The organism is Mycobacterium sp. 1482292.6, assembly GCF_001672995.1.
Taxonomy (GTDB): domain Bacteria; phylum Actinomycetota; class Actinomycetes; order Mycobacteriales; family Mycobacteriaceae; genus Mycobacterium; species Mycobacterium europaeum_A.
The window spans coordinates 1-25,354 of the sequence record NZ_LZKV01000125.1; the positions used below are offsets into that span (position 1 = coordinate 1).

20 protein-coding genes and 3 pseudogenes are annotated in these 25,354 nt (G+C 67.2%); 11 read left to right on the forward strand and 12 right to left on the reverse strand.

The genetic code is table 11. The features are described 5' to 3' along the window. Nucleotides 1-28: 28 nt before the first annotated feature. A pseudogene (locus A5624_RS29045) lies at nt 29-115 on the forward strand (hypothetical protein); the annotation flags it as partial. Between the two features lie 155 nt (nt 116-270). Here the strand turns inward: A5624_RS29045 and A5624_RS12895 are convergent. Further along, nucleotides 271-673 (reverse strand): annotated as a pseudogene (locus A5624_RS12895) (DUF5336 domain-containing protein); the annotation flags it as partial. Nucleotides 674-927: 254 nt separating this feature from the next. Between A5624_RS12895 and A5624_RS12900 the strand changes: the two are divergent. Continuing rightward, on the forward strand, nt 928-1,776 hold the full coding sequence (locus tag A5624_RS12900) for an LLM class F420-dependent oxidoreductase (RefSeq protein ID WP_066866696.1): 849 nt from the start codon (nt 928-930) through the stop codon (nt 1,774-1,776). Nucleotides 1,777-1,877: 101 nt separating this feature from the next. Here the strand turns inward: A5624_RS12900 and A5624_RS12905 are convergent, their stop codons facing one another. From A5624_RS12905 to sucC, 3 genes are all read right to left on the reverse strand, one after another. Further along, a complete protein-coding gene (locus A5624_RS12905) occupies nt 1,878-3,401 on the reverse strand; it encodes an acetyl-CoA acetyltransferase (protein ID WP_066866697.1) in 1,524 nt (507 codons plus the stop codon). A gap of 81 nt (nt 3,402-3,482) precedes the next feature. Continuing rightward, a complete protein-coding gene (gene sucD / locus A5624_RS12910) occupies nt 3,483-4,385 on the reverse strand; it encodes a succinate--CoA ligase subunit alpha (protein WP_066866699.1) in 903 nt (300 codons plus the stop codon). Nucleotides 4,386-4,397: 12 nt separating this feature from the next. Next, nucleotides 4,398-5,561 carry an ADP-forming succinate--CoA ligase subunit beta gene (gene sucC, locus A5624_RS12915; RefSeq protein WP_066866701.1) on the reverse strand — a complete coding sequence of 388 codons (1,164 nt, stop codon included), beginning with the start codon at nt 5,559-5,561 and terminating at the stop codon, nt 4,398-4,400. Between the two features lie 323 nt (nt 5,562-5,884). Between sucC and A5624_RS12920 the strand changes: the two genes are divergently transcribed. After that, on the forward strand, nt 5,885-6,940 hold the full coding sequence (locus A5624_RS12920; RefSeq protein WP_082990557.1) for a M23 family metallopeptidase: 1,056 nt from the start codon (nt 5,885-5,887) through the stop codon (nt 6,938-6,940). Between the two features lies 1 nt (nt 6,941). Continuing rightward, on the forward strand, nt 6,942-7,529 hold the full coding sequence (locus A5624_RS28615) for a hypothetical protein (protein ID WP_197518956.1): 588 nt from the start codon (nt 6,942-6,944) through the stop codon (nt 7,527-7,529). Between the two features lie 85 nt (nt 7,530-7,614). Here the strand turns inward: A5624_RS28615 and pcrA are convergent, their stop codons facing one another. Next, entirely contained in the window at nt 7,615-10,026 is a 2,412-nt protein-coding gene (gene pcrA / locus A5624_RS12930; RefSeq protein ID WP_066866704.1) for a DNA helicase PcrA, read from the reverse strand. 391 nt (nt 10,027-10,417) lie between these two features. Here pcrA and A5624_RS12935 point away from each other — a divergent pair, with 391 nt between their 5' ends. Continuing rightward, complete coding sequence (locus A5624_RS12935; protein WP_082972517.1) at nt 10,418-10,738, forward strand: chorismate mutase; 321 nt, start codon at nt 10,418-10,420, stop codon at nt 10,736-10,738. 116 nt (nt 10,739-10,854) lie between these two features. After that, a complete protein-coding gene (pgi, locus tag A5624_RS12940) occupies nt 10,855-12,519 on the forward strand; it encodes a glucose-6-phosphate isomerase (protein WP_066866707.1) in 1,665 nt (554 codons plus the stop codon). Between the two features lies 1 nt (nt 12,520). Here pgi and A5624_RS12945 read toward each other — a convergent pair whose 3' ends face one another. The 4 genes and pseudogenes from A5624_RS12945 to cobF all read right to left on the reverse strand — a co-directional run bounded on the left by A5624_RS12945 (nt 12,521) and on the right by cobF (nt 14,926). Further along, the gene (locus A5624_RS12945; RefSeq protein WP_066866709.1) at nt 12,521-13,270 is read right to left on the reverse strand and encodes an SDR family oxidoreductase; all 750 of its coding nucleotides are present in this window, start codon (nt 13,268-13,270) and stop codon (nt 12,521-12,523) included. 41 nt (nt 13,271-13,311) lie between these two features. Then, nucleotides 13,312-13,770: a zinc finger domain-containing protein gene (locus tag A5624_RS29050; protein ID WP_232002255.1), complete on the reverse strand. Its 459-nt coding sequence runs from the start codon at nt 13,768-13,770 to the stop codon at nt 13,312-13,314. Nucleotides 13,771-13,932: 162 nt separating this feature from the next. Next, nucleotides 13,933-14,175: pseudogene (locus A5624_RS29055) on the reverse strand (DNA-formamidopyrimidine glycosylase family protein); the annotation flags it as partial. A 4-nt stretch (nt 14,176-14,179) separates the two neighbouring features. Beyond that, on the reverse strand, nt 14,180-14,926 hold the full coding sequence (gene cobF, locus A5624_RS12955; protein ID WP_066866713.1) for a precorrin-6A synthase (deacetylating): 747 nt from the start codon (nt 14,924-14,926) through the stop codon (nt 14,180-14,182). A 124-nt stretch (nt 14,927-15,050) separates the two neighbouring features. Here cobF and A5624_RS12960 point away from each other — a divergent pair, with 124 nt between their 5' ends. From A5624_RS12960 to A5624_RS12975, 4 genes are all read left to right on the forward strand, one after another. Then, nucleotides 15,051-15,956, forward strand: coding sequence for a diiron oxygenase (locus A5624_RS12960; RefSeq protein WP_066866715.1), 906 nt, complete (start codon nt 15,051-15,053; stop codon nt 15,954-15,956). A 215-nt stretch (nt 15,957-16,171) separates the two neighbouring features. Next, nucleotides 16,172-17,164: a DUF4873 domain-containing protein gene (locus A5624_RS12965; protein ID WP_231999759.1), complete on the forward strand. Its 993-nt coding sequence runs from the start codon at nt 16,172-16,174 to the stop codon at nt 17,162-17,164. Nucleotides 17,165-17,543: 379 nt separating this feature from the next. Further along, nucleotides 17,544-18,287, forward strand: coding sequence for an STAS domain-containing protein (locus A5624_RS12970; RefSeq protein ID WP_066866716.1), 744 nt, complete (start codon nt 17,544-17,546; stop codon nt 18,285-18,287). A 114-nt stretch (nt 18,288-18,401) separates the two neighbouring features. Beyond that, nucleotides 18,402-19,268: an LLM class flavin-dependent oxidoreductase gene (locus A5624_RS12975; RefSeq protein ID WP_066866718.1), complete on the forward strand. Its 867-nt coding sequence runs from the start codon at nt 18,402-18,404 to the stop codon at nt 19,266-19,268. A 3-nt stretch (nt 19,269-19,271) separates the two neighbouring features. Here A5624_RS12975 and A5624_RS12980 read toward each other — a convergent pair whose 3' ends face one another. Next, on the reverse strand, nt 19,272-20,078 hold the full coding sequence (locus A5624_RS12980; RefSeq protein ID WP_066866720.1) for an enoyl-CoA hydratase/isomerase family protein: 807 nt from the start codon (nt 20,076-20,078) through the stop codon (nt 19,272-19,274). Nucleotides 20,079-20,153: 75 nt separating this feature from the next. Between A5624_RS12980 and A5624_RS12985 the strand changes: the two genes are divergently transcribed. Continuing rightward, on the forward strand, nt 20,154-21,071 hold the full coding sequence (locus A5624_RS12985; RefSeq protein ID WP_066866721.1) for an SAM-dependent methyltransferase: 918 nt from the start codon (nt 20,154-20,156) through the stop codon (nt 21,069-21,071). A 13-nt stretch (nt 21,072-21,084) separates the two neighbouring features. Here the strand turns inward: A5624_RS12985 and A5624_RS12990 are convergent, their stop codons facing one another. Together A5624_RS12990 and A5624_RS12995 are read right to left on the reverse strand one after the other, a co-directional pair. After that, nucleotides 21,085-23,034 (reverse strand): fumarylacetoacetate hydrolase family protein, encoded by a 1,950-nt coding sequence (locus A5624_RS12990; protein ID WP_066866722.1) that lies wholly within the window; start codon nt 23,032-23,034, stop codon nt 21,085-21,087. Then, nucleotides 23,031-25,298, reverse strand: a complete 2,268-nt coding sequence (locus A5624_RS12995) for an ATP-dependent DNA ligase (RefSeq protein WP_066866723.1) — start codon at nt 25,296-25,298, stop codon at nt 23,031-23,033. Before A5624_RS12995 ends, A5624_RS12990 begins: the two co-directional genes overlap by 4 nt. Nucleotides 25,299-25,354 lie beyond the last annotated feature (56 nt).

Here is a 25,354-nt window from a genome sequence, read left to right on the forward strand (position 1 = left end):
CTACGCGGGAGTCGTCGCGGTCATTGCGGTGCTGGGTGCCTTGCTCGCCATCACCGAGACGATCAACCTGCCCGCCGGTTTCTCGATCGGCTGGGCGATGTGGCCGCTGGTGGCGGCCGTCGTGCTCCAGGCGATCGCCGCCGTCGTCGTGGTCCTGCTGGACTCCGGGGTGATCACCGCCCCGGCGCCGCGGCCCAAATACGACCCGTACGCGCAGTATGGCCAGTACGGGCAATACGGCCAATACGGTCAGCAGCAGCCCTACTACGGTCAGCAGCCGGGCGGCCAGCAGCACGGCGGGCAGGTTGATCGTCTCGGTGATGGCGAGCAAGGCACCCAGCACCGCAATGACCGCGACGACTCCCGCGTAGTTCCTGGCCTTCGGCAGCAGGCCGAGCCCGGCGAGCAGCGCCGCCAGCACGGCAACCACGACCGCGGTGCCGGCGTCACCGGCGCGGCCACCGATGCCCGGGCCGAGGTCGGCGCCGATGGTAAAGGTGGGGCCGAAGTTCAGGAGGTAGGCGGCCAGACCGAGAACCACCACCGCGATGTTCAGGTAGAACGGCAGCTTGCTCGTTCCGTGGTCGTCCTTGGCGAAGGACGGTGTGCCGCCCGCATAGGCGCCGCCGGGTTGCGCCGGTGGATAGCCCGGGCTTCCGGGAGAGTAGGTCATGGCTCCTCCTGTTGCTTCCAGTGCCTTGAACTGCCTAGCGGTCGCCACAGTTGCAGTGCAACGCTGTGCTTCCAGGCGCCTCGCTGCGTTAGCGACGCGGTCGATCACCCACGCTAGCGCACGTGCGGCAGCCCGTGCCGCTGCCACCGGCTTGCTCGGTGACGTCCGCATCGGCGGGCCCGCGACCTGCTCGCGAGACGGTCCGTTTCACGACGGCTTGCCCAGCGGAGGTAGAACACGTTCTAATTCACCCCATGGATTACGGGCTTGTGCTTTTTACCAGCGATCGTGGCATCTCCCCGGCGAAGGCCGCGAAGCTCGCCGACGACCACGGCTTTACGACCTTCTACGTGCCAGAACACACCCACATTCCGGTGAAGCGCGAGGCGGCTCACCCCACCACCGGGGACGAGTCGCTGCCCGACGACCGCTACATGCGGACACTAGACCCCTGGGTGAGCCTGGGCGCGGCGTGCGCGGTCACCTCGCGGGTGCGGCTGTCCACCGCGGTGGCTCTTCCCGTCGAACACGACCCGATCACGTTGGCGAAAAGTATTGCCACCCTTGACCACCTGTCCGGCGGACGGGTCAGCCTGGGCGTCGGGTTCGGCTGGAACACCGACGAACTCGCCGACCACAATGTGCCGCCGGGCCGGCGCCGCACGATGCTGCGCGAGTACCTCGAGGCGATGCGGGCGCTGTGGACCGAAGAAGAAGCCTCCTACGATGGCGAGTTCGTCAAGTTCGGTCCCAGCTGGGCCTGGCCCAAGCCCGTGCAGCCGCACGTCCCGGTGCTGGTCGGCGCGGCGGGCACCGAGAAGAACTTCAAGTGGATCGCCCGCAGCGCCGACGGCTGGATCACCACCCCGCGCGACTTCGACATCGACGAGCCGGTCAAGTTGCTGCAGGACACCTGGGCGGCCGCGGGCCGCGACGGCGCCCCGCAGATCGTGGCGCTGGACTTCAAGCCGGTGCCCGAGAAGCTGGCCAAGTGGGCCGAGCTCGGCGTGACCGAGGTGCTGTTCGGGCTGCCGGACAAATCCGAGGACGAGGTCGCCGCCTACGTCGAGCGCTTGGCCGGCAAGCTCGCCGCCCTGGTGTAGGCCAGGCGTGTCGCCGAGCCCGTGAACGCCGAGACTTAAACCAGTGCGACGCGTGACGGCGTGTCGGGTGCGTGGTTTATGTGTCGCGACGGCGACAGCCGCTAACGCAGCGACGCGCGGTTACCGTTACCGGTCGACCACACCGAGATTTCCGCACCGAGCGGATCGCCGTCGCACATCAACGCGACCAGATCCTCGTCGTCGGTCGTCGCCATGAATCGCGTGTTGTCCGTCTCGAGCCTGCCGACGATGATGCCGGTCCGGACCGGCCAGTCGTAGCGCACGGAGTACGTCTCGATCGTCGCTTCACCGTCGGGCGTTTTGGTGACGTTGACCTTGGGCAGCGCTTCAACCTGCTTGTTCAGCTCCGCACAGTTGTCGGTGCGCCAGTCCACAGGTGTGGTCGAGTAGATGCCGACGGAGTACTTGCTCATGATCCCGCCGTTGGCGCCGACGAGGCCGAACTGCCCTGGCCTGTCCCGCATCTGCGCGACCGTCTCGGCGATAGCGTGCAGGGAGTAGCTGTTGCCGGGGCCGCCGAAGTACGGCAATCCGCCGGTCAGGGTCAGACCGCGCGGGTCGTCGCCGTCGATGCCGAGAGCTTCGCAGATGACGAAGACCGGGAACGGGAAGCAGCTGTACAGATCAAAGGTGGCGATGTCGTCAACGCCAATTCCCGCTAACCGCAACGCTTCTCGGGCCGCGTGGACCGCCGCCGGGCTGGCCCCGAGGTCGACGCGGTCGAGCATCGCCTGCTCGACCATGTCGGAGTGGCCGTGCAGGTAGACCCATTTGTCTTGCGCCACACCGAGGCGGGTCGCGGCTTCCACGGACATCAGCACCGCCGCCGCGCCCTGGTTGACCTGATCTCGGGCGACGAGCAACCGGGGGTATGGGTCACTGATCATCCGGTTGTCGTCGGTGACCGTGATGATCTCCTCGACCGACCGCTCGACCGGCGATGACGAAAACGGGTTCTTGGCAGCCACTTTGGACATTGGGGCGAACAGTTCGGCCATCTCGCGCCGATAGTCGGCCACGCTGCGTCCCAGGCGGGCGCGGCGGGCGTTCTCAAGGAGCCCGTACTGCACCGGCGCCCCGGTCAGACCGTGCTGGATGGTGTATTCGTCGATGTAACTCGAGATCTGGTGACCGCGATCCTCCAGTTGACCCTCGACGTCTTCGGTGAAGTCCGGCTTGTCGTCACGGTTGGCGAAGTAGCGCGCCGTCGACCCCGGCTCCGAGCCCATGATCAGCACCACGTCGGCGTCGCCCGCCACGATGGTGTTGCCCGCCTCCGTGACGAGCTTCTGCGGCCCCTGCCCGCCGACCGGTTCCAGTACCACCCGGGTTGGGTCGCCGCCGAGCCGGTTCATCACCGAGCGCGGGTAGTTGTTCGACTTGCCGAGCGTCGCCGGCATCGGGCCGGAGATCTCGAATTGCCGAAGCCCGAAGACGGTGTCGACGGCCTGTGCAACGCCGTTGGCGCCCGTGTCGGCAAGGGCCGCCTGCGCGGCGGCCGTCGCGAGGTCGACCGCCGACATGCCCCGGTAGTCAGCGTCGTCGATGCGCTCGGTGAACTGGCCGACGCCGACGAGCACCGGGGTGCGGGGATGCACCGGCATTACAGGCCTCCTGACAAGTGTTAATTTGTCAGGCTAACCGAAACCTGAAACGTGTTCCAATTTGGCCGTGAACGGCCCTGCTCACAGGCTCTTCAGGATCTCCCGGGCGAGCGCGGCGGTCTCCGACGGCGTCTTGCCGACCTTGACGCCGGCGGCCTCCAGGGCCTCCTTCTTGGCGGCCGCGGTGCCCGACGAGCCGGACACGATGGCGCCAGCGTGGCCCATCGTCTTGCCCTCCGGCGCGGTGAATCCCGCGACGTAACCGACGACCGGCTTGGACACGTTGGCCTTGATGTAGTCGGCCGCCCGCTCCTCGGCGTCACCGCCGATCTCACCGATCATCACGATGACCTTGGTGTCGGGGTCCTTCTCGAAGGCCTCGATGGCGTCGATGTGGGTGGTCCCGATCACCGGGTCACCGCCGATACCGATCGAGGTGGAGAAGCCGAAATCGCGCAGCTCGTACATCATCTGGTAGGTCAGGGTGCCCGACTTGGACACCAGCCCGACCGGACCGGGGCCGCTGATGTTGGCCGGCGTGATGCCGGCCAGCGCCTCGCCCGGGGTGATGATGCCCGGGCAGTTCGGCCCGATGATGCGGGTCTTCTGCCCCTTGTCGACGTTGTAGGCCCACGCATAGGCGCTGTCCTGCACCGGAATTCCCTCGGTGATGACGACCAGCAGCGGGATCTCGGCGTCGATGGCCTCGATGACAGCGTCCTTGGCGAACTTCGGCGGCACGAACACGACCGAGACGTTGGCGCCGGTTTCCTTGATCGCTTCGGCGACGGTGCCGAACACGGGCAGCTCGACGTCCTTGCCGACCGGGTCCACGTGCGACACGGTCGTGCCCGCCTTGCGGGCGTTCACGCCGCCCACCACCTGGGTGCCGGCCTTGAGCATCAGCGCGGTGTGCTTGGTGCCCTCACCGCCGGTGATGCCCTGGACGATGACCTTGGAGTCCTTGTTCAGGAAGATCGACATAGCTTGGTTCCCTTACTTGTTCGCCAGCTCGGCGGCTTTGTCGGCACCGGCGTCCATGGTCTCGGCCTGGATCACCAGCGGGTGGTTGGCTTGGGCCAGGATCCGGCGGCCTTCGTCGACGTTGTTGCCGTCGAGCCGGACCACGAGCGGCTTGTTGGCCTCGTCGCCGAGCATGTTCAGCGCGGTCACGATGCCGTTGGCGACGGCGTCGCAGGATGTGATGCCGCCGAACACGTTCACGAACACGCTCTTGACCTGCTTGTCGTTCAGGATGACGTCGAGGCCCGCGGCCATCACCTCGGCCGACGCGCCACCGCCGATGTCGAGGAAGTTGGCCGGCTTGACCCCGCCGTGCTTCTCGCCCGCGTAGGCGACGACGTCGAGCGTCGACATGACCAGGCCCGCCCCGTTACCGATGATGCCGACGGAGCCGTCCAACTTGACGTAGTTGAGGTCATGCTCCTTGGCCTTGAGCTCGAGCGGGTCGGTCGCGTCGCGGTCCTCGAACTCGGCGTGGCCCGGCTGACGGAAGTCGGCGTTGGCGTCCAGCGTGACCTTGCCGTCTAGCGCCAGGATCTGGTCCTTGGGGTCGCGCACCAGCGGGTTGACCTCGACCAGGGTGGCGTCCTCGGCGACGAAGACCTCCCACAGCTTGTTGATGGTGACCGCGGCGGCGTCCAGCACCTCGGCGGGCAGGTGGCCCTGCTCGGCGATGGACCGCGCGGTCGCCAGGTCGACGCCCTTGACGGCGTCCACCGGAACCTTGGCCAGCCGCTCCGGCTTGGTGGCGGCCACCTCCTCGATTTCCATGCCGCCCTCGACCGAGCACATGGCCAGGTAGGTGCGGTTGGCGCGGTCGAGCAGGAAGGAGATGTAGTACTCCTCGGCGATGTCGCTGGCCTCGGCGACCAGCAGCTTCTTCACCACGTGGCCCTTGATGTCCAGGCCGAGGATGTTCTTGGCGTGCTCGTAGGCGTCCTCGGGCGTCGCCGCGTACTTGACGCCACCCGCCTTGCCGCGCCCGCCGACCTTCACCTGCGCTTTGACCATCACCGGGCGACCGATCTCGGTGGCGATCTCGCGAGCGCCCTCGGCCGTGTCGGTCACGCGTCCCGGCGTAGTCGGTACGTTGTGCTTGGCGAACAATTCTTTTGCTTGATACTCGAAAAGGTCCATGGACTCTCTGTCTTCGCTCGACTCAACTACTAGGCCTCTTGGTGGGCGGTGCCGCACTCGGCAACTCGCACGGACGAACTGTATCCACCCCTCAAATGCCTTTGACCGCCGCGTCCGCCGATGTGGCACAGCTCACGAGCTATGGGTTGACCGTCCGCGTGATCCAAATCACAATTCCGCCCGGATTCTGCGACGAGGTTGCCAGTTCCGCGCGTTAGCGGATACCTTCCTAGGGTCCAGATAACGTTATGGTCACGATACGAGGACATTTCAGGTTGTCCCAGCACCGTTTTGCCCGGCCTTCTGCCGTAACTGAGGGCGTCGTGAGGGTTGGTCGCGCGGCCGGCGCCCGGTGGGCGGAAGCCCCGCACCGCACCGAAGTCACCGAAATCCTCCCGCTCGACGGCTTCGATTTCGACGACTTCGAATTCAGCGACGACGCCGGCGATCTCGGCGACCTGGACTTCAGCAATGACTCGACGTTCGACAACGAAGCACAGGTGCTGCTGGCGCCCGAACTCGACGACCTGCACGACGCGGACGACCTGCGCCCGGCATGGCTGGCGGCGCCCGTCACCGAGGTGCTGCCGCGGGTGGTCATCGAGCCCCGCACTGAGGGGCGCCTCGATCGCCCACACGTCACCGACGTCGTCGGCGTCGCGCGGCGCGGCGGGCAGCACCGCAAGCAACCGACCAGCGCGGCCCGGGGCCGCCTGCTGATCTCGGCGATGGCCGCCGGCGCCGCCGCCGCGGCCGCGCACACGGCCACCAGCCACGCCGACACCCCTAAGACCGACGCGGTGCTGACCGCGAACGCCTCCGCGCTCACCGGCGGCGCGGGCGGCAGCAACACCGTCCGCGGCCCCCAGGTGATCGCGGCGGAGCCCGCGGCCACCGCCGCGCTGCACAACCAGGAGCTGGCCAAGGGCGTCGCCTTCGCCAACGACCGCGCTCAGCGCGAGGCCCGGTTGTCCCAACCGCTCTACGTGATGCCGACCAAAGGCATCTTCACTTCCAACTTCGGCTACCGCTGGGGAGTGCTGCACGCCGGCATCGACCTGGCCAACTCGATCGGCACCCCGATCTACGCGGTGTCCGACGGCGTCGTCATCGACGCCGGTCCGGCCGGCGGCTACGGCATGCTGGTCAAGCTGCGCCACGCCGACGGCACGGTCACGCTCTACGGTCACATCAACACCGCGTTGGTCAGCGTCGGTGAGCGCGTGATGGCCGGCGACCAGATCGCCACCATGGGCAATCGGGGCAATTCCACCGGCCCGCACCTGCATTTCGAGGTCCTCCAGGGCGGCACCGAGCGGATCGATCCGGTGCCGTGGCTCGCTAAGCGTGGTCTCAGCGTCGGCAACTACGCTGGCTGAGGTGACCGCGCCGAACGAAGAAAATTCCGGTCCGCGTCCGCCCGAGCCCCCACCGGAGCACGACCCGCCCTCCGACTCACGGACACGGATCATCCGCCGCGCGCCGACCGGTCCCATCCCCACCACGCCGGACACCCCCACCACCCACTTCACCCCGCAGCCGCCGCCCTACCGGTCCGGTTCCGGCTCGGCCCGCACGGGTTACGGAGTGCCGGCCATCGAGCCCAGCGATCGGACGGCCGTCGCCGCGTGCGCGGTGAGCATCGTCAGCGGCTGGGCCACGTCGGTGGTGGCCACCGACCTGATCGCCGGCTGGTGGCGAACTGACCGCCTGTTCTGCATCGCGGTCGCCTTCCTGGCCCTGGTCTTCGCCGGCACCACGGTCTCCGGCGTGATCTTGCTGCTGCAGCGCCGATCGATCAGCCGCTACCTGCTGATGGCCGGAGCGCTGGTCGCCGTCCTCACCTACATCGGCGTGTTCATCGCCGGGGCGCGGGTCGCCTGGGTTGTGCATCTGCTGCCCGCATTGCCGATCGCCACGGTCGTGCTCGTGCTGCTGCCGCAAACCAAACGCTGGCTGGACGCCTGACCTTTGCCGAACGTGCACTCCCGGTGAGGATTTCGCCGATTTCTCGCGCTGAGTGCACCCTCGACGCGGAAGCTCGTGATCGCGGCTAGAGCTTGCTGATCGGGGCGTGGTTGTGCATCAGCTTCACCCGTCCCGAGCTGCCGAAGTCGATCAGCGACATGGCCGATTCGCCGACGCCGGACACTTCCTCGACCCGGCCCAGTCCGTACTTGTCGTGCGTCACCCGGTCCCCGGGTTCGAGCACCAGCAGCGGTGGCTTGCCCATCCCCGAACGGGTCGGGGCCGCCCGCGGGGTGCCGAACCGGCCGGCGCCGCTCACCGGCGCGCTGAACGACGGGGTGGGTGCCGTGCGCCGCCATTCGATGAGCTCTTGCGGAATCTCTTGCAGGAAGCGCGATTCGGGATTGAGCATGGGCTGCCCCCAGGACGACCGGACGATCGCCCTGCTGACATAGAGGCGTTGGCGGGCCCGGGTGATCCCGACGTAGGCCAGCCGTCGCTCCTCGGAGAGCTCGACCGGATCGTCCAAAGACCGCATGTGGGGGAACATTCCGTCCTCCCAGCCGGTGACGAACACCACCGGAAATTCGAGGCCCTTGGCCGTGTGCAGCGTCATCAGGGTGACCATGCCGGCGCCGTCCTCGGGGATCTCGTCGCTGTCGGAGACCAGCGAGACCCGTTCCAGGAATTCCGCCAGCACGCCGGTGTCCGGCACGTCCTCGTCTTCGGGTGTCTGCAAGGACTCGCCCAGCGCCGCGGCGTTGGCGCGGTCGGTGCTGAATTCGTGTGCCACGCTGACGAGTTCGTTGAGGTTGTCCAGGCGCGCCAGCTCCTGGGGATCGGTGGACGATTCCAGCTCCCGGCGATATCCGGTGCGTTCGAGCACCGACTCGACCAGGTCGCCGAGGTCGTCGTCCAAGCGGCCGCGCAGCTCGTCCAGCAGCTCGACGAAACCGGCGATCGCCTTCTCCGCGCGCGAATTCAGCATCGGCACTTTGCCTTCGGCCGCGGCCACCAGCGCGTCGGCGAAACTGGCGCCGGTGTTCTCGGCATACACCGCCACGCACGCCTCGGCGCGATCGCCGATGCCCCGGCGCGGGGTGTTGAGGATGCGCCGCATGCTGACCGCGTCCCCGGGGTTGTCCAGCACCCGCAGGTAGGCGACGATGTCACGGATCTCCTTGCGCTCGTAAAAGCGCACTCCCCCAACGACTTTGTAGGGGATTCCGGCGCGGATGAACACCTCTTCGAACGACCGCGACGAGTTGTTGGTGCGGTAGAAGATGGCGACATCGTTGTAGGTGATCTCGCCCTTTTCGGCGAGCGCGTCGATCTCCTCGGCGACGAATCGGGCCTCGTCGTGCTCGTTGTCGGCGACATAGCCGACGATCAGCTCGCCGGCGCCTTCGGCGGTCCACAGCCGCTTGTCCCGGCGTCCGGAGTTGCGGGCGATCACCGAGTTCGCGGCGGACAGGATGTTTTGCGTCGAGCGGTAATTCTGTTCCAGCAGAATGGTTGTCGCGTCCGGGTAGTCGCGTTCGAAGTCCTCGATGTTGCGGATGGTGGCGCCGCGGAACGCATAGATCGACTGGTCGGCGTCCCCGACCACACACAGTTCCGCCGGTGGAACCTCGTCGGATACCTCGTCACTGCCGGGTTGATTCGGCGGTCCCAGCTTCACCTCGCCTCCGCCGGCCCCCGGGCCAGCTCCGGCGCGCCTCGCTGAACCGCCGCGACCCGCCAATTCGCGCACCAGCACGTACTGCGCGTGGTTGGTGTCCTGGTACTCGTCGACCAGGACGTGGCGGAACCGCCGCCGGTAGTGCTGGGCAATCTGCGGGAAGGCGCGCAGCACCGCCACGGTCTCGCCGATCAGGTCGTCGAAGTCCAGGGCGTTGGCCGCGCGCAACCGCCGCTGGTACTCGCCGTAAACGCTGGCCACCGTGCGGGACAACTCGTCGGAGTCGTCGGTCAGGTTGGCTACCGCCCCGGCGGGGTCGATCAGCTCGTTCTTGAGGTTCGAGATGGCGTTGGCCAGCAGTCGCGGCGAGTAGCGCTTGATGTCGAGCCCCATGTCGCGGGCGATCATCTGCAGCAGCCGCCGCGAGTCGTCGGCGTCGTAGATGGAGAAGTTGGAGTTCAGGCCCTCGATCAACGACGCCTGGTTGCGCAGGATGCGCACGCAGGTCGAGTGGAAGGTGGACACCCACATGGCCCGGGCCCGGTTGCCCACCAGCCGGACCACCCGTTCGCGCATCTCGGCGGCGGCCTTGTTGGTGAAGGTGATGGCCAGCACCTGCCCGACCCCGACCCCGCGTTCGGCGATCAGGTAGGCGATGCGGCGGGTCAACACCGCGGTCTTTCCCGAACCCGCGCCCGCGACGATCAGCAGGGGCGAACCCTCATGCACCACCGCTTGGCGCTGTTGCGGATTGAGACCCTCGAGCAGTTGATCTGCTTCGGAGGCCGGCTTGGCATCTGTTACGTGCACACTCATGTCAGTCCAAACTTACCGCCGCCCACTGACGCATCAGCGCCCCGGGATCAGACCAGGCTAGTGGCCGGACCGGCCGGTGCGGCGTCACGGACGCTACCCGAAATCCGGCGTGTCGGAATGGCGTTTCCGAACCTGGTTCCATCCGGCCGGCTAATTGCACCGGAGTCCAAAAAGCGCAGCTTAAACGCGATTTTTTGCGTGTTCACGGTTTTTAGTGGCACACTCGATTCGTGCTCAACGTGCAATGTCGGCGACGCTCCTCGGCGCAGGAGTGGCGCCGCCGATTTCCCTACGGGTACCAGTTCGCGGTGCCCGTGGTCTAACTGCTTCCGCAGAGCCCCGTGGTCCGCTTCGGCACTCGGGGCTCGTCTTTTGTGAGGCCCGATACTGCATGAGACCAGAACCCCCACATCACGACGAAGACGCGGAGTCAGCAGAGATGAACATCGAGACGGTGGCGACCGAAGTGCCCACCGACATAGACGAGTTGCGTCACGAGATCGACCGGCTCGACGCCGCGATTCTGGCCGCGGTGCAGCGGCGCACCGAGGTGTCTCAGGCAATCGGCAAGGCCCGGATGGCCTCGGGCGGCACGCGGCTGGTCCATAGCCGCGAGATGAAGGTGATCGAGCGCTACAGCGAACTCGGCCCCGAAGGCAAGGACCTGGCGATTCTGCTGCTGCGCCTGGGCAGGGGCCGGCTCGGTCACTGACCGGGTCGCATCGGCGCGGCGTTACACCTGGCTCCGCCACGTCACAACCCATAGGGTCGAAGCATGACCCGCGTCGGCGACGATGCAGAGCGAAGCGATGAAGAGGAGCGACGCCAATGACATCCGTGCACACCCTCCCCGACATCACCGCCACCCCGGCGTGGGACGCCCTGCGCAGGCATCATGAACAGATCGGCCAGACCCATCTGCGTCAGTTCTTCGACGACGATCCCGATCGCGGCCGCGAGCTGACCGTCTCCGTCGGTGACCTCTACATCGATTACAGCAAGCACCGCATCACGCGAGAAACGCTGCGGCTCTTGGTCGATCTGGCGCGCACGGCCAATCTCGAAGAACGGCGCGACCAGATGTTCGCCGGGGTGCACATCAACACCTCCGAGGATCGCGCGGTCCTGCACACCGCGCTGCGGCTGCCCCGGGATGCCGAGCTGACCGTCGACGGCCAGAACGTGGTCGCGGAGGTGCACTCGGTGCTCGACGCCATGGGCGATTTCACCGACCGGTTGCGCAGCGGTGAATGGACGGGGGCTACCGGCAAACGGATCAGCACGGTCGTCAACATCGGCATCGGCGGATCGGACCTCGGCCCGGTGATGGTCTATCAGGCGCTGCGCCACTACGCGGATGCGGGGATCTCGGCGCGTTTCGTATCCAATGTCGACCCTGCCGACCTGATCGCCACTCTGGCCGACTTGGACCCCGCCACAACGCTTTTCATCGTAGCGTCGAAAACGTTCTCGACGCTGGAAACCCTGACCAATGCCACGGCCGCACGCCGCTGGATCACTGACGCCCTCGGGGACGCGGCGGTGGCCCAGCACTTCGTCGCCGTCTCCACCAACAAACGCCTCGTCGACGACTTCGGCATCAACACCGACAACATGTTCGGGTTCTGGGATTGGGTCGGGGGCCGCTACTCGGTGGATTCGGCGATCGGCCTGTCGGTGATGGCCGTCATCGGCCGAGAAGCCTTCGGGGACTTCCTATCCGGGTTCCACATCGTCGACCGGCATTTCAAGACCGCGCCGCTGGAATCCAACGCGCCTGTGCTGCTTGGGCTTATCGGCCTGTGGTACTCCAGTTTCATGGGCGCGCAGTCGCGCGCCGTGCTGCCGTACTCCAATGACCTGGCGCGCTTCGCGGCATACCTGCAACAGCTGACCATGGAATCCAACGGCAAATCGACCCGCGCGGACGGCAGCCCGGTCACCACCGACACCGGTGAAATCTTTTGGGGCGAACCGGGAACCAACGGGCAGCACGCGTTCTACCAGCTGTTGCATCAGGGCACCCGGCTGGTGCCCGCCGACTTCATCGGGTTCAGCCAACCCCTCGATGACCTGCCCACCGCCGAAGGCGACGGCAGCATGCACGACCTGTTGATGAGCAACTTCTTCGCCCAGACCCAGGTGCTGGCGTTCGGCAAGACCGCCGAGGAGATCGCCGCCGAGGGCACCCCCGCCGACATCGTGCCGCACAAGGTGATGCCCGGTAACCGGCCCTCGACCTCGATCCTGGCCAACCGGCTCACCCCGTCGGTGATGGGCCAGCTGATCGCGCTGTATGAGCACCAGGTCTTCACCGAGGGCGTGATCTGGGGGATCGACTCGTTCGACCAGTGGGGCGTGGAGCTGGGTAAAACCCAGGCCAAGGCCCTGCTTCCGGTGATCACCGCGGACGGCTCGCCGGCGCCGCAGTCGGACAGCTCCACCGATGCCCTGGTGCGCCGCTACCGCAGCGAGCGCGGGCGGACCAGCTGAATCAGGCGAACATCTTGGTCAGCTGCGGCGGCAGCACCCGCATCAGTTGCACCAGCGGCGCCCACGGCCACCGCGGCACCACGGCCCGGCCAGGCTCGCGCTCGATGGCATTGACCAGCGCCTTGACACCAGTCTCGTTGTCCACCATCAGCATCGTGCTCCCCGACTTGGCGGTCATCTCCGATTCGATGTAACCGGGCTCGATCACGGTGACCCTGATCGGACCTTTCGAATACTCGGCGCGCAGCGACTCACCCAATGACGTCAGCCCCGCCTTGCTGGCGCAGTAAGCGGCCTTGACGCCCGGGACGCCGGTGTTGCCGAGCACCGACGAAATGAGCACCAGGTGCCCCGATCCGTTCTTGTTGAACATCTCCAGTGCGGCCTCGATCTGCACCAGCGCTGAGACCAGGTTGGTCTCGATGGTGGCCTTGTTCGCCCACAGTTTGCCGGACCCCAGCTTTGCGCCCTTGCCGATGCCGGCGTTGACGACGATGCGGTCGATGCCCCCGAGTTCGTCGCTGAGTTCGGCGAACACCTTGGGGACGGCCTCGTGGTCGTTGACGTCGAGCGCGGCGACGGCGATGTTGATGCCCGGATGCTTTTGCGACAGCTCGGCTTTGAGCTCATCGAGCCGGTCGGTGCGCCGCGCGCACAGGGCGAGGTCGCGGCCCTTGGCGGCGAACGCACGCGCCATGCCGGCGCCCAGGCCGGAGCTGGCACCGGTGATGAGGATCTTCTGGCGAGTCATCGGGGCAGCATATCGACAGGTGTCAAGTCCCGGCCCGGCGACTACTTCAGCAAACGCGACATCCGCCGGTCGGCCAGGATCTTCCCGCCGGTCTGACACGTCGGGCAGTACTGAAAAGACTTGTCCGCGAACGAGACTTCGCGCACGGTGTCCCCGCACACCGGACAGGGCAGCCCGGTGCGGGCGTGCACCCGCAAGCCGGAGCGCTTCTCGCCCTTGAGCGTGGCCGCGCCCTGCCCGACGGATCGGGTCACCGCATCGGTGAGCACCGAAACCATCGCGTCGTGCAGGGTGGCGAGTTGCTGATCGGACAGCTTGCCGGCCGTGGCGAAGGGCGAGATCCGCGCGACGTGCAGGATCTCGTCGCTGTACGCGTTGCCGATCCCGGCGATCACCTTCTGGTCGGTGATGACGGTCTTGATCCGGCCGGTGTTGCCGGCCAATAGATCGGCCAGCGCGTCGGCGTCCAGATCCAACGCGTCCGGGCCCAGCGCGCCGATGCCGGGGACCTGAGCCGGGTCGTCGACCAGCCACACCGCCAGCCGCTTTTGGGTGCCGGCCTCGGTGAGGTCGAAACCGGGCGCCTCGCCGGGCGTGCCCAGGTGCACCCGCAGCGCGATCGGGCCCTTGCCGGGCCGCAGCGGCGCGGCGCCCAGCTTGTCCGACCAACGCAGCCAGCCGGCACGCGACAGATGCGCGATCAAGAAGAGGTTGTCGGTGCGCAGCCCGAGGTACTTGCCCCACCGCTCGGCCCCGGCGACGGTCTGGCCGTGCAGCGCGCTGATCGGCGGGTCGAAGGTCTTGAGCACGGACAGGGCGGCGATGTCGACCCGGCCGATCGGCAGGCCGACGGCGTGGCGCCGCAGGTGGTCGACCAGCGCTTCGATCTCGGGTAGTTCGGGCACGGTTTCAGTGTGCCGGTCGCAGCAAATAGGTGTCCATGATCCAGCCGTGCCGGGCGCGGGCTTCGGCTCGCAGCGAAACGATGCGCGGCCCCACCTCGCCCACCGTGCCCGCGATGAGCAGTTCATCGTCGGTGCCGAGGTAGGCGCCCCACCAGATCTGCGTGTCGGGCGGGCAGACCTGAAACGAGCAGTCGCCGTCGAGCATCACCACGGCCGATGCCGAAGACGGCCCGTAGGTGCGCAGTTGCCTGCCCGTGGTGATCAGCACGGGTTCGCCTACCTCGTTGAGCGGGATGCGGTGGCGTGCCGTCAGCGCCTGCACGGCGGTGATCCCCGGAATGACGTCGAACGTGAAGTCGACGCGCGCGGCCACCGCGTCGAGGATGCGCAGGGTGCTGTCGTAGAGCGACGGATCGCCCCAGGCCAAAAACCCGCCGACGCCGTGCGGACCGAGTTCGGCGGCGATCGCATCGGCCCAGATCTGCGCGCGGGCGGCGTGCCACTGAGCAACCGCGCCCCGGTAGTCGGCATCGTCTGCCCGCTTGGGGTCGGCCAGCTCGACGAACCGGTAGCCCGGCTCGCGGATGAACCGGTCGCAGACCTCGCGTCGCAGCGCCACCAGGTCGCTCTTCTGTTCGCCCTTGTCCATCGCGAAGAAGACCTGTGTGGCGTTGAGCGCCTTGATCGCCTGCACGGTCACGTAATCGGGGTCGCCGGCCCCGATGCCGATGACATGAATGTGCCGGCCCAACGCGTCGCCTCCTGATGCTCGTTGCCCGTCAGATTGCCGAATCGCAACCTTCAACATCTAGCCGGGACCCCAAGTACCCAGTACCATGGGTACCGTCTGAAGCACCCAATGGAGGGAGCGGCGTATGACGTCAGCGGTGAAGCCCCCAGGGCCGAGTCGTGAAGACTTCTCGGACCGGTTGCTGAAGGGCTCGGTCAAGAAGTCCTACGAACCCGTCGTCGACATCGATTGGGACGCACCGCTGGATCCGGACAAGTTCTATCTGCCGCCCCGGCTGGTGTCGCTCTACGGCACCCCCATGTGGGACGAGATGTCCCGCGAACAACAAATCGAGCTGTCCCGCCAGGAATTGGTCAACACGCTCTCGGCCGGGATCTGGTTCGAGAACATGCTCAACCAGGCGCTGCTGCGCACCATCCTGCATGAAGACCCGACCAGCAGGTCGACGCACTACAAGCTGACCGAACTGGGCGACGAGACCCGCCACATGGTGATGTTCGGCAAGGCCATCGAACGCATCGGGGCAAAGCCGGTGCGCCCCAAGCTGTTTCACCGAATGATCATCAATGCGCTGCCGTTGGCGTTTCAGCGCGGCTCGATGCTCTGGGTGGCCGCCCTGATCGGTGAGGAGATCTTCGACTCGCTGCAGCGGCAGATGATGGACGACCCGGAACTGCAGCCAATCATCCAGCGCCTCATGCGGATTCACGTCACCGAAGAGGCACGCCACATCCAGTTCGCGCGCGACGGCGCCCGTAAGCGCGTCGTCGAGATGCCCCGGTTCAACCGTTGGTTCATGGCCAACATCAATGGGTTGGGCGGATACTTCTTCAACTACCTGTTCAGCAATCCGGTCCCGTACGCACGGGCGGGCCTAGACCCCAAGCGGGCCCGAAAGGTCGCGCGCACCAGCCCACATCGCCGCGACACCCAGGTGGCCGGCTTCGCTCCGCTGGCGGCGTTTCTGACCGAGGTGGGCCTGCTGGGGCCGATCGCGCGCCGCGGTTGGAAGCGCAGCAGGTTTCTGTGACGGCTGAGCATCCGCTGGTCGTCATCGGTCCGGACGCCGGCGTCCGCTCCGTTTTGCAGTCCGCCGGCGTGACCGACGTCGCGACGCTGGACGTCCCGGTCCCGCGTTGCGTGTTCGACGAGGGCACCGACACCTGGACGCTACACACCGACGGCGGCCGCGTCGTCCGGGCGCACGTCGTCGTCGACGCACACCGCCGGCCCGGCACCCCGTGGATACCGAAGTTTCCTGGAGACAAGACCTTTCGCGGTGCGACATTTCACGCCGCGGCATGGGACCGCGGATTCGATCCGTCCGGCAAGCACATCGCGGCGATCGGCACCGACGCCGCGGCGGCCCATCACCTCGAGCGACTGACTCGGGCGGCAGCTTCTGTCACCGTGTTCGCCCACGCACCACGTCGGGTGGTGGCCGACATCCCGGCATGGTCCACCCGCGCCAAACGCTGGCTGCGCAGCCGCGCCCGGCCCGCCGCCACGCGGCCGCTGCTGACGATCGCCGCGTCGGCGATCGAGGCGGTCACCGCAGCGGGCGTGCGCACCGCCGACGGCGTCGAGCACCGCGTCGACGCCATCGTCTATGGCACCGGCTTCTTCATCCCCGAGGACGCCGCCGACGACGGCTTGATCGGCGCGGGCGGCCTCACCCTGCGGCGGGCCTGGCACGACGGGATGGAGCCGTTCTGTGGGGTGGCGGTCCGCGGATTCCCGAACTACTTCGTCATCACCGGACCCGATCGGGACGCCCAGGCGCGCTACGTCGCCGAGTGCCTGAAAGTCATGGCGCGCACCGCCAGCGCCCGCATCGAGGTGCGGGCCAGCAGCCAGCGGGTGTTCAACGAGCGGGCCCAGTTGCGACCGGCCGAGCCGCCCCCGGTGGCATCCGCCTTCGAACTGTCGGCCACCGCGCCCGCCGGCGACAACACCTACAGCGGAGCCGCCACCCTGGAAATCGGTGGCGCCCGCCATCCGGTACAGGTCCGGCTGACCGGCCATCTGGACCCGCTCGACGGCCGCTATCACTGGCAGGGAACCGTCTTCGATTCGGCGGCCGGACCGTTGTCGGACGACCTCTTCAAGCAAGTGCGGACCGGCACACTGACCATCGGTCGGCGCAGCGCGCCGGCACGCATCGTCGAACAGACACCGTGGGGAACGCACTCGGTCGCCGGGGTGGGCGCTCCGCCCTACGCACTGAGCAACCGCTGAGCCCCGCTCGGGGGCCGCCGCGGCCGCCGAAACCGGTGCCTTTGCGCTGGTTAATGCACGTTTGTTGAACGTACCCAAAAGTTTGGCGGCGCTCAGCGCGTGGTAACCCCGGGGAAGCGCGTGCTGGGCGACGGACTCCACAGCACGCTGGGGCGATGAAAGTCGAACGCCCCAGCGGGTGGGGAGGGGAACACATGATGCCTTCACTGCGGGTTTGCGGCACAGATTCGGGCGAATCCCGATCGCCTGTGGTTTCTGCCTGCGTAGTCGCCGACGAGTTGCGAAGTAGACTTTTGCCCCTGAGAGCGGATACTCAAGCAGTCGGCCCGGCAGAATGCGAGGAGCGGTAAATGGAACCGGACGCCAGGACCGAGCTGGGATGAGCCCCGTGGCCGTTGCGATGCGAACGGATGACTCGGTCGCCGTTCTGACCGTCGACGGTGAGCTGGATGCCGCCAACGCCACCACTGTGCTCGAGCGAATTCTCAAGGCCACGTTGGACGACGCCGCCGCCGTGATCGTCAACGTCTCCGGCCTCAAGGCGCACACCGAATCAGCATGGTCGACCTTCATGGGCGCCTACTGGCAGGTTGGCAGCGCTCCCCACGTTCCGATCGTGTTGGTCTGCACCGACCGGGCGACCCGCGAGGCGATCAGCAATAGCGGGATCACCCACTTCATGCCGGTCTATCCGAGCGAAAAGGCGGCAATGAAGGCGCTCGGCCAGAACAGCCGCCGCCCGGTGCGGCGCGCCGATGTCCAGCTGCCCGCCGACCTGACCAGCCTGCGCGAGTCACGGCGCATGGTCCGCGAGTGGCTCACCACGTGGTCGCAATCGAAACTCATTCCGGTGGCCCTGGTGGTGGTCAACGTTTTCGTGGAGAACGTGCTCGAGCACACCGCGAGCGTTCCGGCGGTGCGCATCGAAGCGCAGGGCACCACCGCGACCATCGCGGTGTCCGACGCCAGCGACGCGCCCGCGGTGCGGCTGCCGTCGCCGCCGAAGGGCATCGACGTGTCCGGGCTGGCGATCGTCGAAGCGTTGTCGCGCGCGTGGGGCAGCACGCCCACCCCGTCCGGCAAGACGGTGTGGGCGGTCATCGGCCCCGAGAACCAGCTGTAATCCGAAACCGTCCCTCGACGGCGCCCCCGTTCCCGTCGCGCCCAGCTGCCGGTTGTGCTGAAACTAGAACACGTTCTAATGTCGAGGGACGACCCCTCCAGGAAGGCAGATGACGTGCGGTTTACCTATGCAGAGGCGATGACTGACTTTAGGTACTACATCCCGCTGGCCAAGGCAGCCGAGGCGGCTGGCTACGACGCCATGACGATCGCCGACAGCATCGCCTATCCCTTCGAATCCGACTCGAAGTACCCCTACACCCCGGACGGCAACCGCGAGTTCCTGGACGGCAAGGAGTTCATCGAAACCTTCGTGCTGACATCGGCATTGGGCGCGGTGACCACCAAGCTGCGGTTCAACTTCTTCGTCCTCAAGCTGCCCATCCGCCCACCGGCGTTGGTGGCCAAGCAGATTGGCTCGCTGGCCGCGATGACCGACAACCGAGTGGGTTTCGGCGTCGGCACCAGCCCATGGCCCGAGGACTACGAGCTGCTGGGTGTCCCGTTCGCCAGGCGCGGCAAGCGGATGGACGAATGCATCGAGATCATCCAGGGCCTCACCACCGGTGAGTATTTCGAGTTCCACGGCGAGTTCTACGACATCCCCAAGACCAAGATGACGCCCGCCCCGACCAAGCCCGTGCCGATCCTGATCGGCGGGCACGCCGACGCGGCCCTGCGGCGCGCCGCGCGCCTGGACGGCTGGATGCACGGCGGCGGTGACCCCGAGGAGCTCGATCACCTGTTGGCCAAGCTCAAGAAGTTCCGCGAAGAGGCCGGCAAGACGGGGCCGTTCGAGATCCACGTCATCTCGGCCGACGCCTACACCGCGGACGGCATCAAGCGGCTCGAGGACAAGGGCGTCACCGACGTCATCGTCGGCTTCCGCATCCCCTACATCAAGGGCAAGGACACCGAGCCGCTGGACAGCAAGATCCGCAACCTGGAGATGTTCGCCGAGAACGTGATCGCGAAACTGTAAAATTCACAACGAATCCCATTTCGGGGCGCGCTTCTCTCGGTGCGCCAAGGCGGCTTCGACCGGGTTGTTGGTGAAGCCGCTGAGGATCTGGGTGCGGTTCTCGATCTCGATGGCATGGCGCAGGCTGGGCGCATCGAGCGCGGCGTTGAGCCCAATCTTGGTCTGCCACACGCCATAAGCGTTGTTCTCGGCGATCGAACGGGCCAGCTTGAGCGCGGCGGGCAGCAGCTCGTCGGGGGCGACGACCTCGTGCACCAGCTTGATGCGATAGGCCTCGGCCGCATCGATGATGCGGCCGGTGAGCATGAGTTCGCGGGCCACGCCGGCGCCGACGATCTTCGGTAGCAGGTAGCTGGTGCCCATGTCCATCGACGAGAAGCCCGCCTTGATGAACACCGAACCGAACCGGGCCTGCTCGGAGGCGACCCGGACGTCGCAGACCAACGAGAACGCCAGGCCGCCACCGACGGCGACACCGTTCACCGCTCCGATCACCGGAATGTCCATCTCGTAGATCCGGGTGTACAGGTTGGCCAACCGAACCTGCGCGTCGTAGTTCACCTTGAACGCCGGGGTGGTCGGCTTGTTCTGCGTCCACGGCTGGCCGGTGCCGCTCAGGTCGGCGCCGGCGCAAAAGCCGCGCCCGGCACCGGTCAGGATCGCCACCCGGAACTCGCCCTCGTCGAGAACGTCGAGCGCCTTGTCCACGCCGTCGATCAACGACCCGTCGATGGCGTTGAGGCGCTCGGGCCGGTTCAGGGTGATGCAGGCGATGTTGTCTTCGAGAGCTTCCAGTGTCACTGCGGGCATAGGGGAACCGTAGGCGACGTGCCTGTTCACCGATGAGGCATACCGTGGTTTTGCCACCACACCGAAGGAGAAGCCATGGCACGAACCGAAGGCGACAGCTGGGACCTGGCCAGCAGCGTGGGCGCCACCGCCACCATGGTGGCCGCCGCCCGCGCGGCCGCCACCAAACGTCCTCAACCGGTCATCACCGATGAGTTCGCCGAGCCGCTGGTGCGTGCCGTCGGGCTGGACGTCTTCACCAAGCTGGCCAGCGGCGAACTCGATTCGGCCGACATCGAAGAGGGCGTCGCCTTCTCGCGAATGGTGGACACCTTCGCGGCTCGGGGCCGGTTCTACGACGACTACTTCGCCGCCGCCGGGCAGGCCGGGCTGCGTCAGGTGGTGATCGTGGCGTCCGGGCTGGATTCGCGGGCCTACCGGCTGCGGTGGCCGGCCGGGACGACGGTGTACGAGATCGATCAGCCGGAGGTGATCGCGTTCAAGACGGCGACGCTGGCCGAGATCGGCGCGGCCCCCACCGCCGAACTCCGCACCGTGGGCATCGATTTGCGCGAGGACTGGCCGGCGGCTTTGCAGGAGGCCGGCTTTGACCCGGATCAGCCGACGGCGTGGCTGGCCGAGGGAGTGCTGATCGGATTCCTTCCGCCCGAAGCCGAAGTGCGGTTGCTGAACGCCATCATTCCGTTGTCCAGCGAGGGCAGCCGGTTCGCCGCCGATTTCGGGACCGTCGCCCCGCCGACGCCGGAGGGCCAGGAGCAGGCGCAGCGCATGACCGAGGGGTGGCGGAGGCAGGGGCTCGAGCTGGACATCGCCGGCCTGGCCTACCCCGGCGAGCACACCGACGTCGCCGCACACCTGGCCGCAAACGGGTGGGATACCACCACGTTTCGGCTCACCGACCTGTTCGCCGCCGCGGGTCTGCCGGAACTGGGACCCGCCGGGCAGCAGGTGCCCGCCACCACGATCAGCTTCGTCAGGGCCGTGCGGCGCTAGCCGGCGCGGTGCATCACGCCGACCGCTTCGCCAGCCATTCGGCCTGCATCACCAGCAGGGCCATGATCTCCAAATGCGGTGTCTGCGCGTCGAGTTCGCGGTATCGCTGGTAGACGTTGACGACGACGCGCTCAGCGTCCAACCAGGTCGCGTACTCGCCGAGGTCGATGGTGTCGGCGGCCTCGGCCCACGACAGGCCCCGGCGGTATGCGGCCTCGGCCTGTTCGGCGACGTGCACGAGATAGCCACGCACCGCACGGATTCCATCCGGGTCTGTGACCGGGCCGTGGCCGGGCACCACCGTGGCAGCGTCCAGCGCGACCATCGCGTCGCACGCCGCGACCCAGTTGGCGATCGGGCCCGCCCACACGATGGGCGTGCAGCCGATGAACAACAGGTCGCCGCCGAACAGCACGCCGGCGTCGGGCACATGCACCACCGAGTCGGCGGCGGTGTGCGCGGGACCCAGGTTCAGCACGTCGATCCGGCGTCCACCCACCTCGATCGACAGGCTTCGTTCGAAGGTCTGGTCGGCGTTGCGCAGCGTGATGTTGCTGAAGTCGAAGTGCCCGAAGCGTTCCCGTGTGTACGGCGTTGCCACCGGCCCGAGGTTGGCGGTCTGCGCCATGGCCAGCATCTCGGGGGCCATGCCGTGCTCGATCTCCTCGGCGGTGCCGCGGGCGGCGATGATGCGCACCGACGCGTCGAGCAGCTGATTGCCGTGGGTGTGGTCGCCGTTGGAGTGGGTGATCACCGCGTCGGTGATCGGCGCCGGCCCGGTGATGGGCCGCATGGCGGCGAGCATCTCGCGGGTCAGCGCCAGGTCGAACAGGGTGTCCACCAACAGCGACGCACCGTCGCCGGCGATCAGCCCGGCGTTGCTCCACCCGTAACCGCCGTCGGGCAGCGTCCATGCCCACACCCGGTCGCCGACCTGATGCAGCCCGCGGGTGTAGGGCACCTTCGCCGGCGCGCGGTTGACCCGGGCCGGGGCAGGTGCGGCGTCGGGGTCGGGCCGGGGGGCCAGATGGTGCGGCGCGCCGCTGGCGCGGACAGTTTGTCGAGTCTCCCCCAAGCCCTGGACCCGAAGCGTGACGACGTCGCCGTCGTGCAGCCAGCCCGGAAATGCTTCCAGCGCAGCGGGATTGAGGTGCTCGACCAGCGTGCAGGTGGGCACCGTCCCGGAGCCGATGACGTCACCGGAATTCAGCGTGACGCCCCGCGAGGCGTAGGAGATGACCTCGCCGAAGGTCCAGTCCATCTGGGCCGTCGATCCGGTACCGATGACCGCGTCGTTGACCAGGGCGGTGACGCGCAGGTCGAGCTTGCCGGGAGACGCGGAGTCGCGATACGGCTCGAGCTCGTCGGGGGTGACCAGGTAGGGGCCCAACGTCACCCCGCTGTCCTTGCCCTTGCCCTGACCGATCCCCAGCTGGCTTTCCATCTGCTGCAGATCGCGCGCGGACCAGTCGTTGAAGATGGTGTAGCCGATGATGGCCTGTTCGGCCTGCTCGACGGTGAGATCCTTTCCGCCGGTCCCGATCACCGCGGCAATCTCCAATTCGAAGTCCTGCCAAGCGCTTCCGGGTGCCGTCGGGGCGTCGTCGTACGGGCCCAATACCGTTGTCGGGCAGGCGAAGTAGAACGCGGGAATGCGGTACCAGGTGTCGGCGAGCACCCGCCCGGCACCCAGTGCGGCTTGGCAGTTGCGCATGTGGTCCAAAAAACACAGGGAATCGCGGATCGACGGCGGGCGCGGAATCGGTGCCAGCAGTCGCGCGTCGGCGAGCGGGACGGTCGCCGACGGGGTGCGCTGCGCTTCGTCCCCCGCCCGCCGCAATCCGTCCGAGCCGCGCGCGATCAGCTCGAGCAGCGTCACCCCCGGCGGCAGCGCGTAGATGGTGTCACCGGACAGGACCCCGACGCGCTCGCCGTCATCGCCTTGGTAGGTAACCCATTTCACTCGCGTACCACCTCACTTGCTTCCTTGTCCGGGCGCAGCCCCCGCCAACTCGATTGGCGCAACCGGTTATCCGGGGTCCACTCGCTATAGCGCACTTCGCCCACCAGGACCGGCTCCACGTAGGTCACGCCCCGGGCTTCGCTGCGGGGCAGCGGTGGGTGGAACGGGGATTCATCGGTGTGCAGCGGAGCCAGCGTCTTCTTCAGGTTGGCCAGGTCGCGTTCGGTGAACCCGGTGCCGACGCGCCCCGCGAAGTGCAGGCCGTCGGCGGTGGGGATGCCCATCAGCAGTGAGCCGATGCCGCTGCTGCGTCCGCCCTCCCCGGCCTTCCAGCCGCCGATCACGACTTCCTGGGTGTTCCAGTGCTTGTCCTTGATCCACGACGACGAGCGCCGCCCGGGCTGATAGGTGGCGTCACGCCGCTTGGCGATCACGCCCTCCCAGCCGCGCTCGCCCGAATGCTCCAGCGCCTGCGCGCCGTCTCCGGGCAGCAGTTCGGGAACGATGAGAGCGCTGCCCGCGGCCAGCATTTCCAGCACCTTGCGCCGGTCCGAGTAGCGGGCCCGCAGCAGCGAGCGGCCGTCGAGGTAGAGCACGTCGAACGCCCAGAATTCGACGCGGGAGCCGCGGCCGCGGTTCTGCATCTCGTGGAAGTTGGGCACACCCGAGCCGTCCAACACCACCGCTTCGCCATCGAGGACCACATGGTGCGCGGCGAGATCGGTTGCCAGCGACTGTAATTCGGGATATTCCCGGGTGACCTCGCGGCCGCGGCGCGACCGTACCCGCAGCGCGCCGTGGTCGGCCTCGATCAACAGCCGGTAGCCGTCCCACTTGCCTTCGAATGCCCACTGGCTCGCCTTGAGTGCCGTCACCGAGCCGTGGGTGGCCAGCATGGGGGCGATCGTGTCGAACTCGAAAACGTTCTGGTCCTTCATCCGGTGCGCCAGCCACTGATCGCCGTTGGTTTGGATCAGCGCGTAGCGTCCGGAGATCTTGCTGCCGTGCAGATTGACGATCACCTCCCCTTTTCCGGCGGAGTCGTTGAACTTCTCGGCCTCGTAAGTTCCGGAGTCCCAGATGATCACCTTGCCCGCGCCGTACTCGCCCTTGGGAATGATGCCTTCGAAACCGCCGTATTCCAACGGATGATCCTCGGTGTGGACCGCGAGGTGGTTCACCGACGTGGTCTCGGGCAGGTTCTTCGGCACTGCCCAGGACACCAGCACGCCGTCTCGTTCCAGCCGGAAGTCGTAGTGCAGCCGGCGGGCGTGGTGTTCCTGGATGACGAAGCTGTTGCCTTGTCCGACAGCGGGTTTCGCCACGGGTACCGGCTCGGGAGTTTTCGAAGCGTCGCGCATGCTGCGGTATTTCGTCAACCGATCCGGAACGGGCGCATCCTCGTCCAGCTCTGCAAGCAGGTCGCCGTCGCGGGCCACCCGCTCCAGCACCTCGTCATAGCGAAGTTGGCGCAGCGACGGGTCGTCGAGTTCGGCCCAGGTGCGCGGTGCCGCGACGGTGGGCTGTTCGCGTCCGCGCAGCGAGTAGGGCGCGATGGTCGTCTTGGAGCCGTTGTTCTGGCTCCAGTCCAGGAAGATCTTTCCGGCGCGCAGGCTCTTGGTCATGGTCGACGTCACCAGCTTGGGCATCGTCTTTTCCAGTTGTTGCGCAACACGTTTGGCCAACACCGTCGCGCCCTTGCTGCTCACCGGCTCGGCGAGCGGCGTGTACAGGTGCAGGCCCTTGCTTCCGCTGGTGAGCGGATAGGTGGTCAGCCCGATCCCGGTGATCAGTTCACGGACGGCGTGCGCCACCTCAGCCAGCTGAGCCATCGTGACGCCTTCACCGGGGTCCAGGTCGAACACCAGACGGGTCGCCGGTCCGGGTTTCAATTCCTCGGCCCGGCTACGGGTCCACTCGGCGACGAAGCGCCACTGGGGCACGTGGACCTCCAGCGCGGCCTGTTGGGCGATCCAGGCCAGACCGGTGGGGCTGTCGATGATCGGATATGTCGTCGTTCCGGATCGATGGGTCACGCTGGCGCGCGGCAGCCAGTCGGGCGCCGATGCGGCCAATTGCTTTTCGAAGAAGGACTCTTCGTCGACGCCGTTGGGCCACCGCTTGCGCGTGGCCGGACGGCCGGCGACGTGCGGGATCATCACCTCGGCGATTTGCGTGTAGTAGTCGAAGATTTCGCCCTTGGTGGTGCCGGTGGCGGGGTACAGCACCTTGTCGGCGTTGGTCAGTTTCACCCGCGGTGCCATGTTGTCAACCTACGCGTTTCGCGCGTGTTAACCGTTTTGACCTCCACTAATCGTGT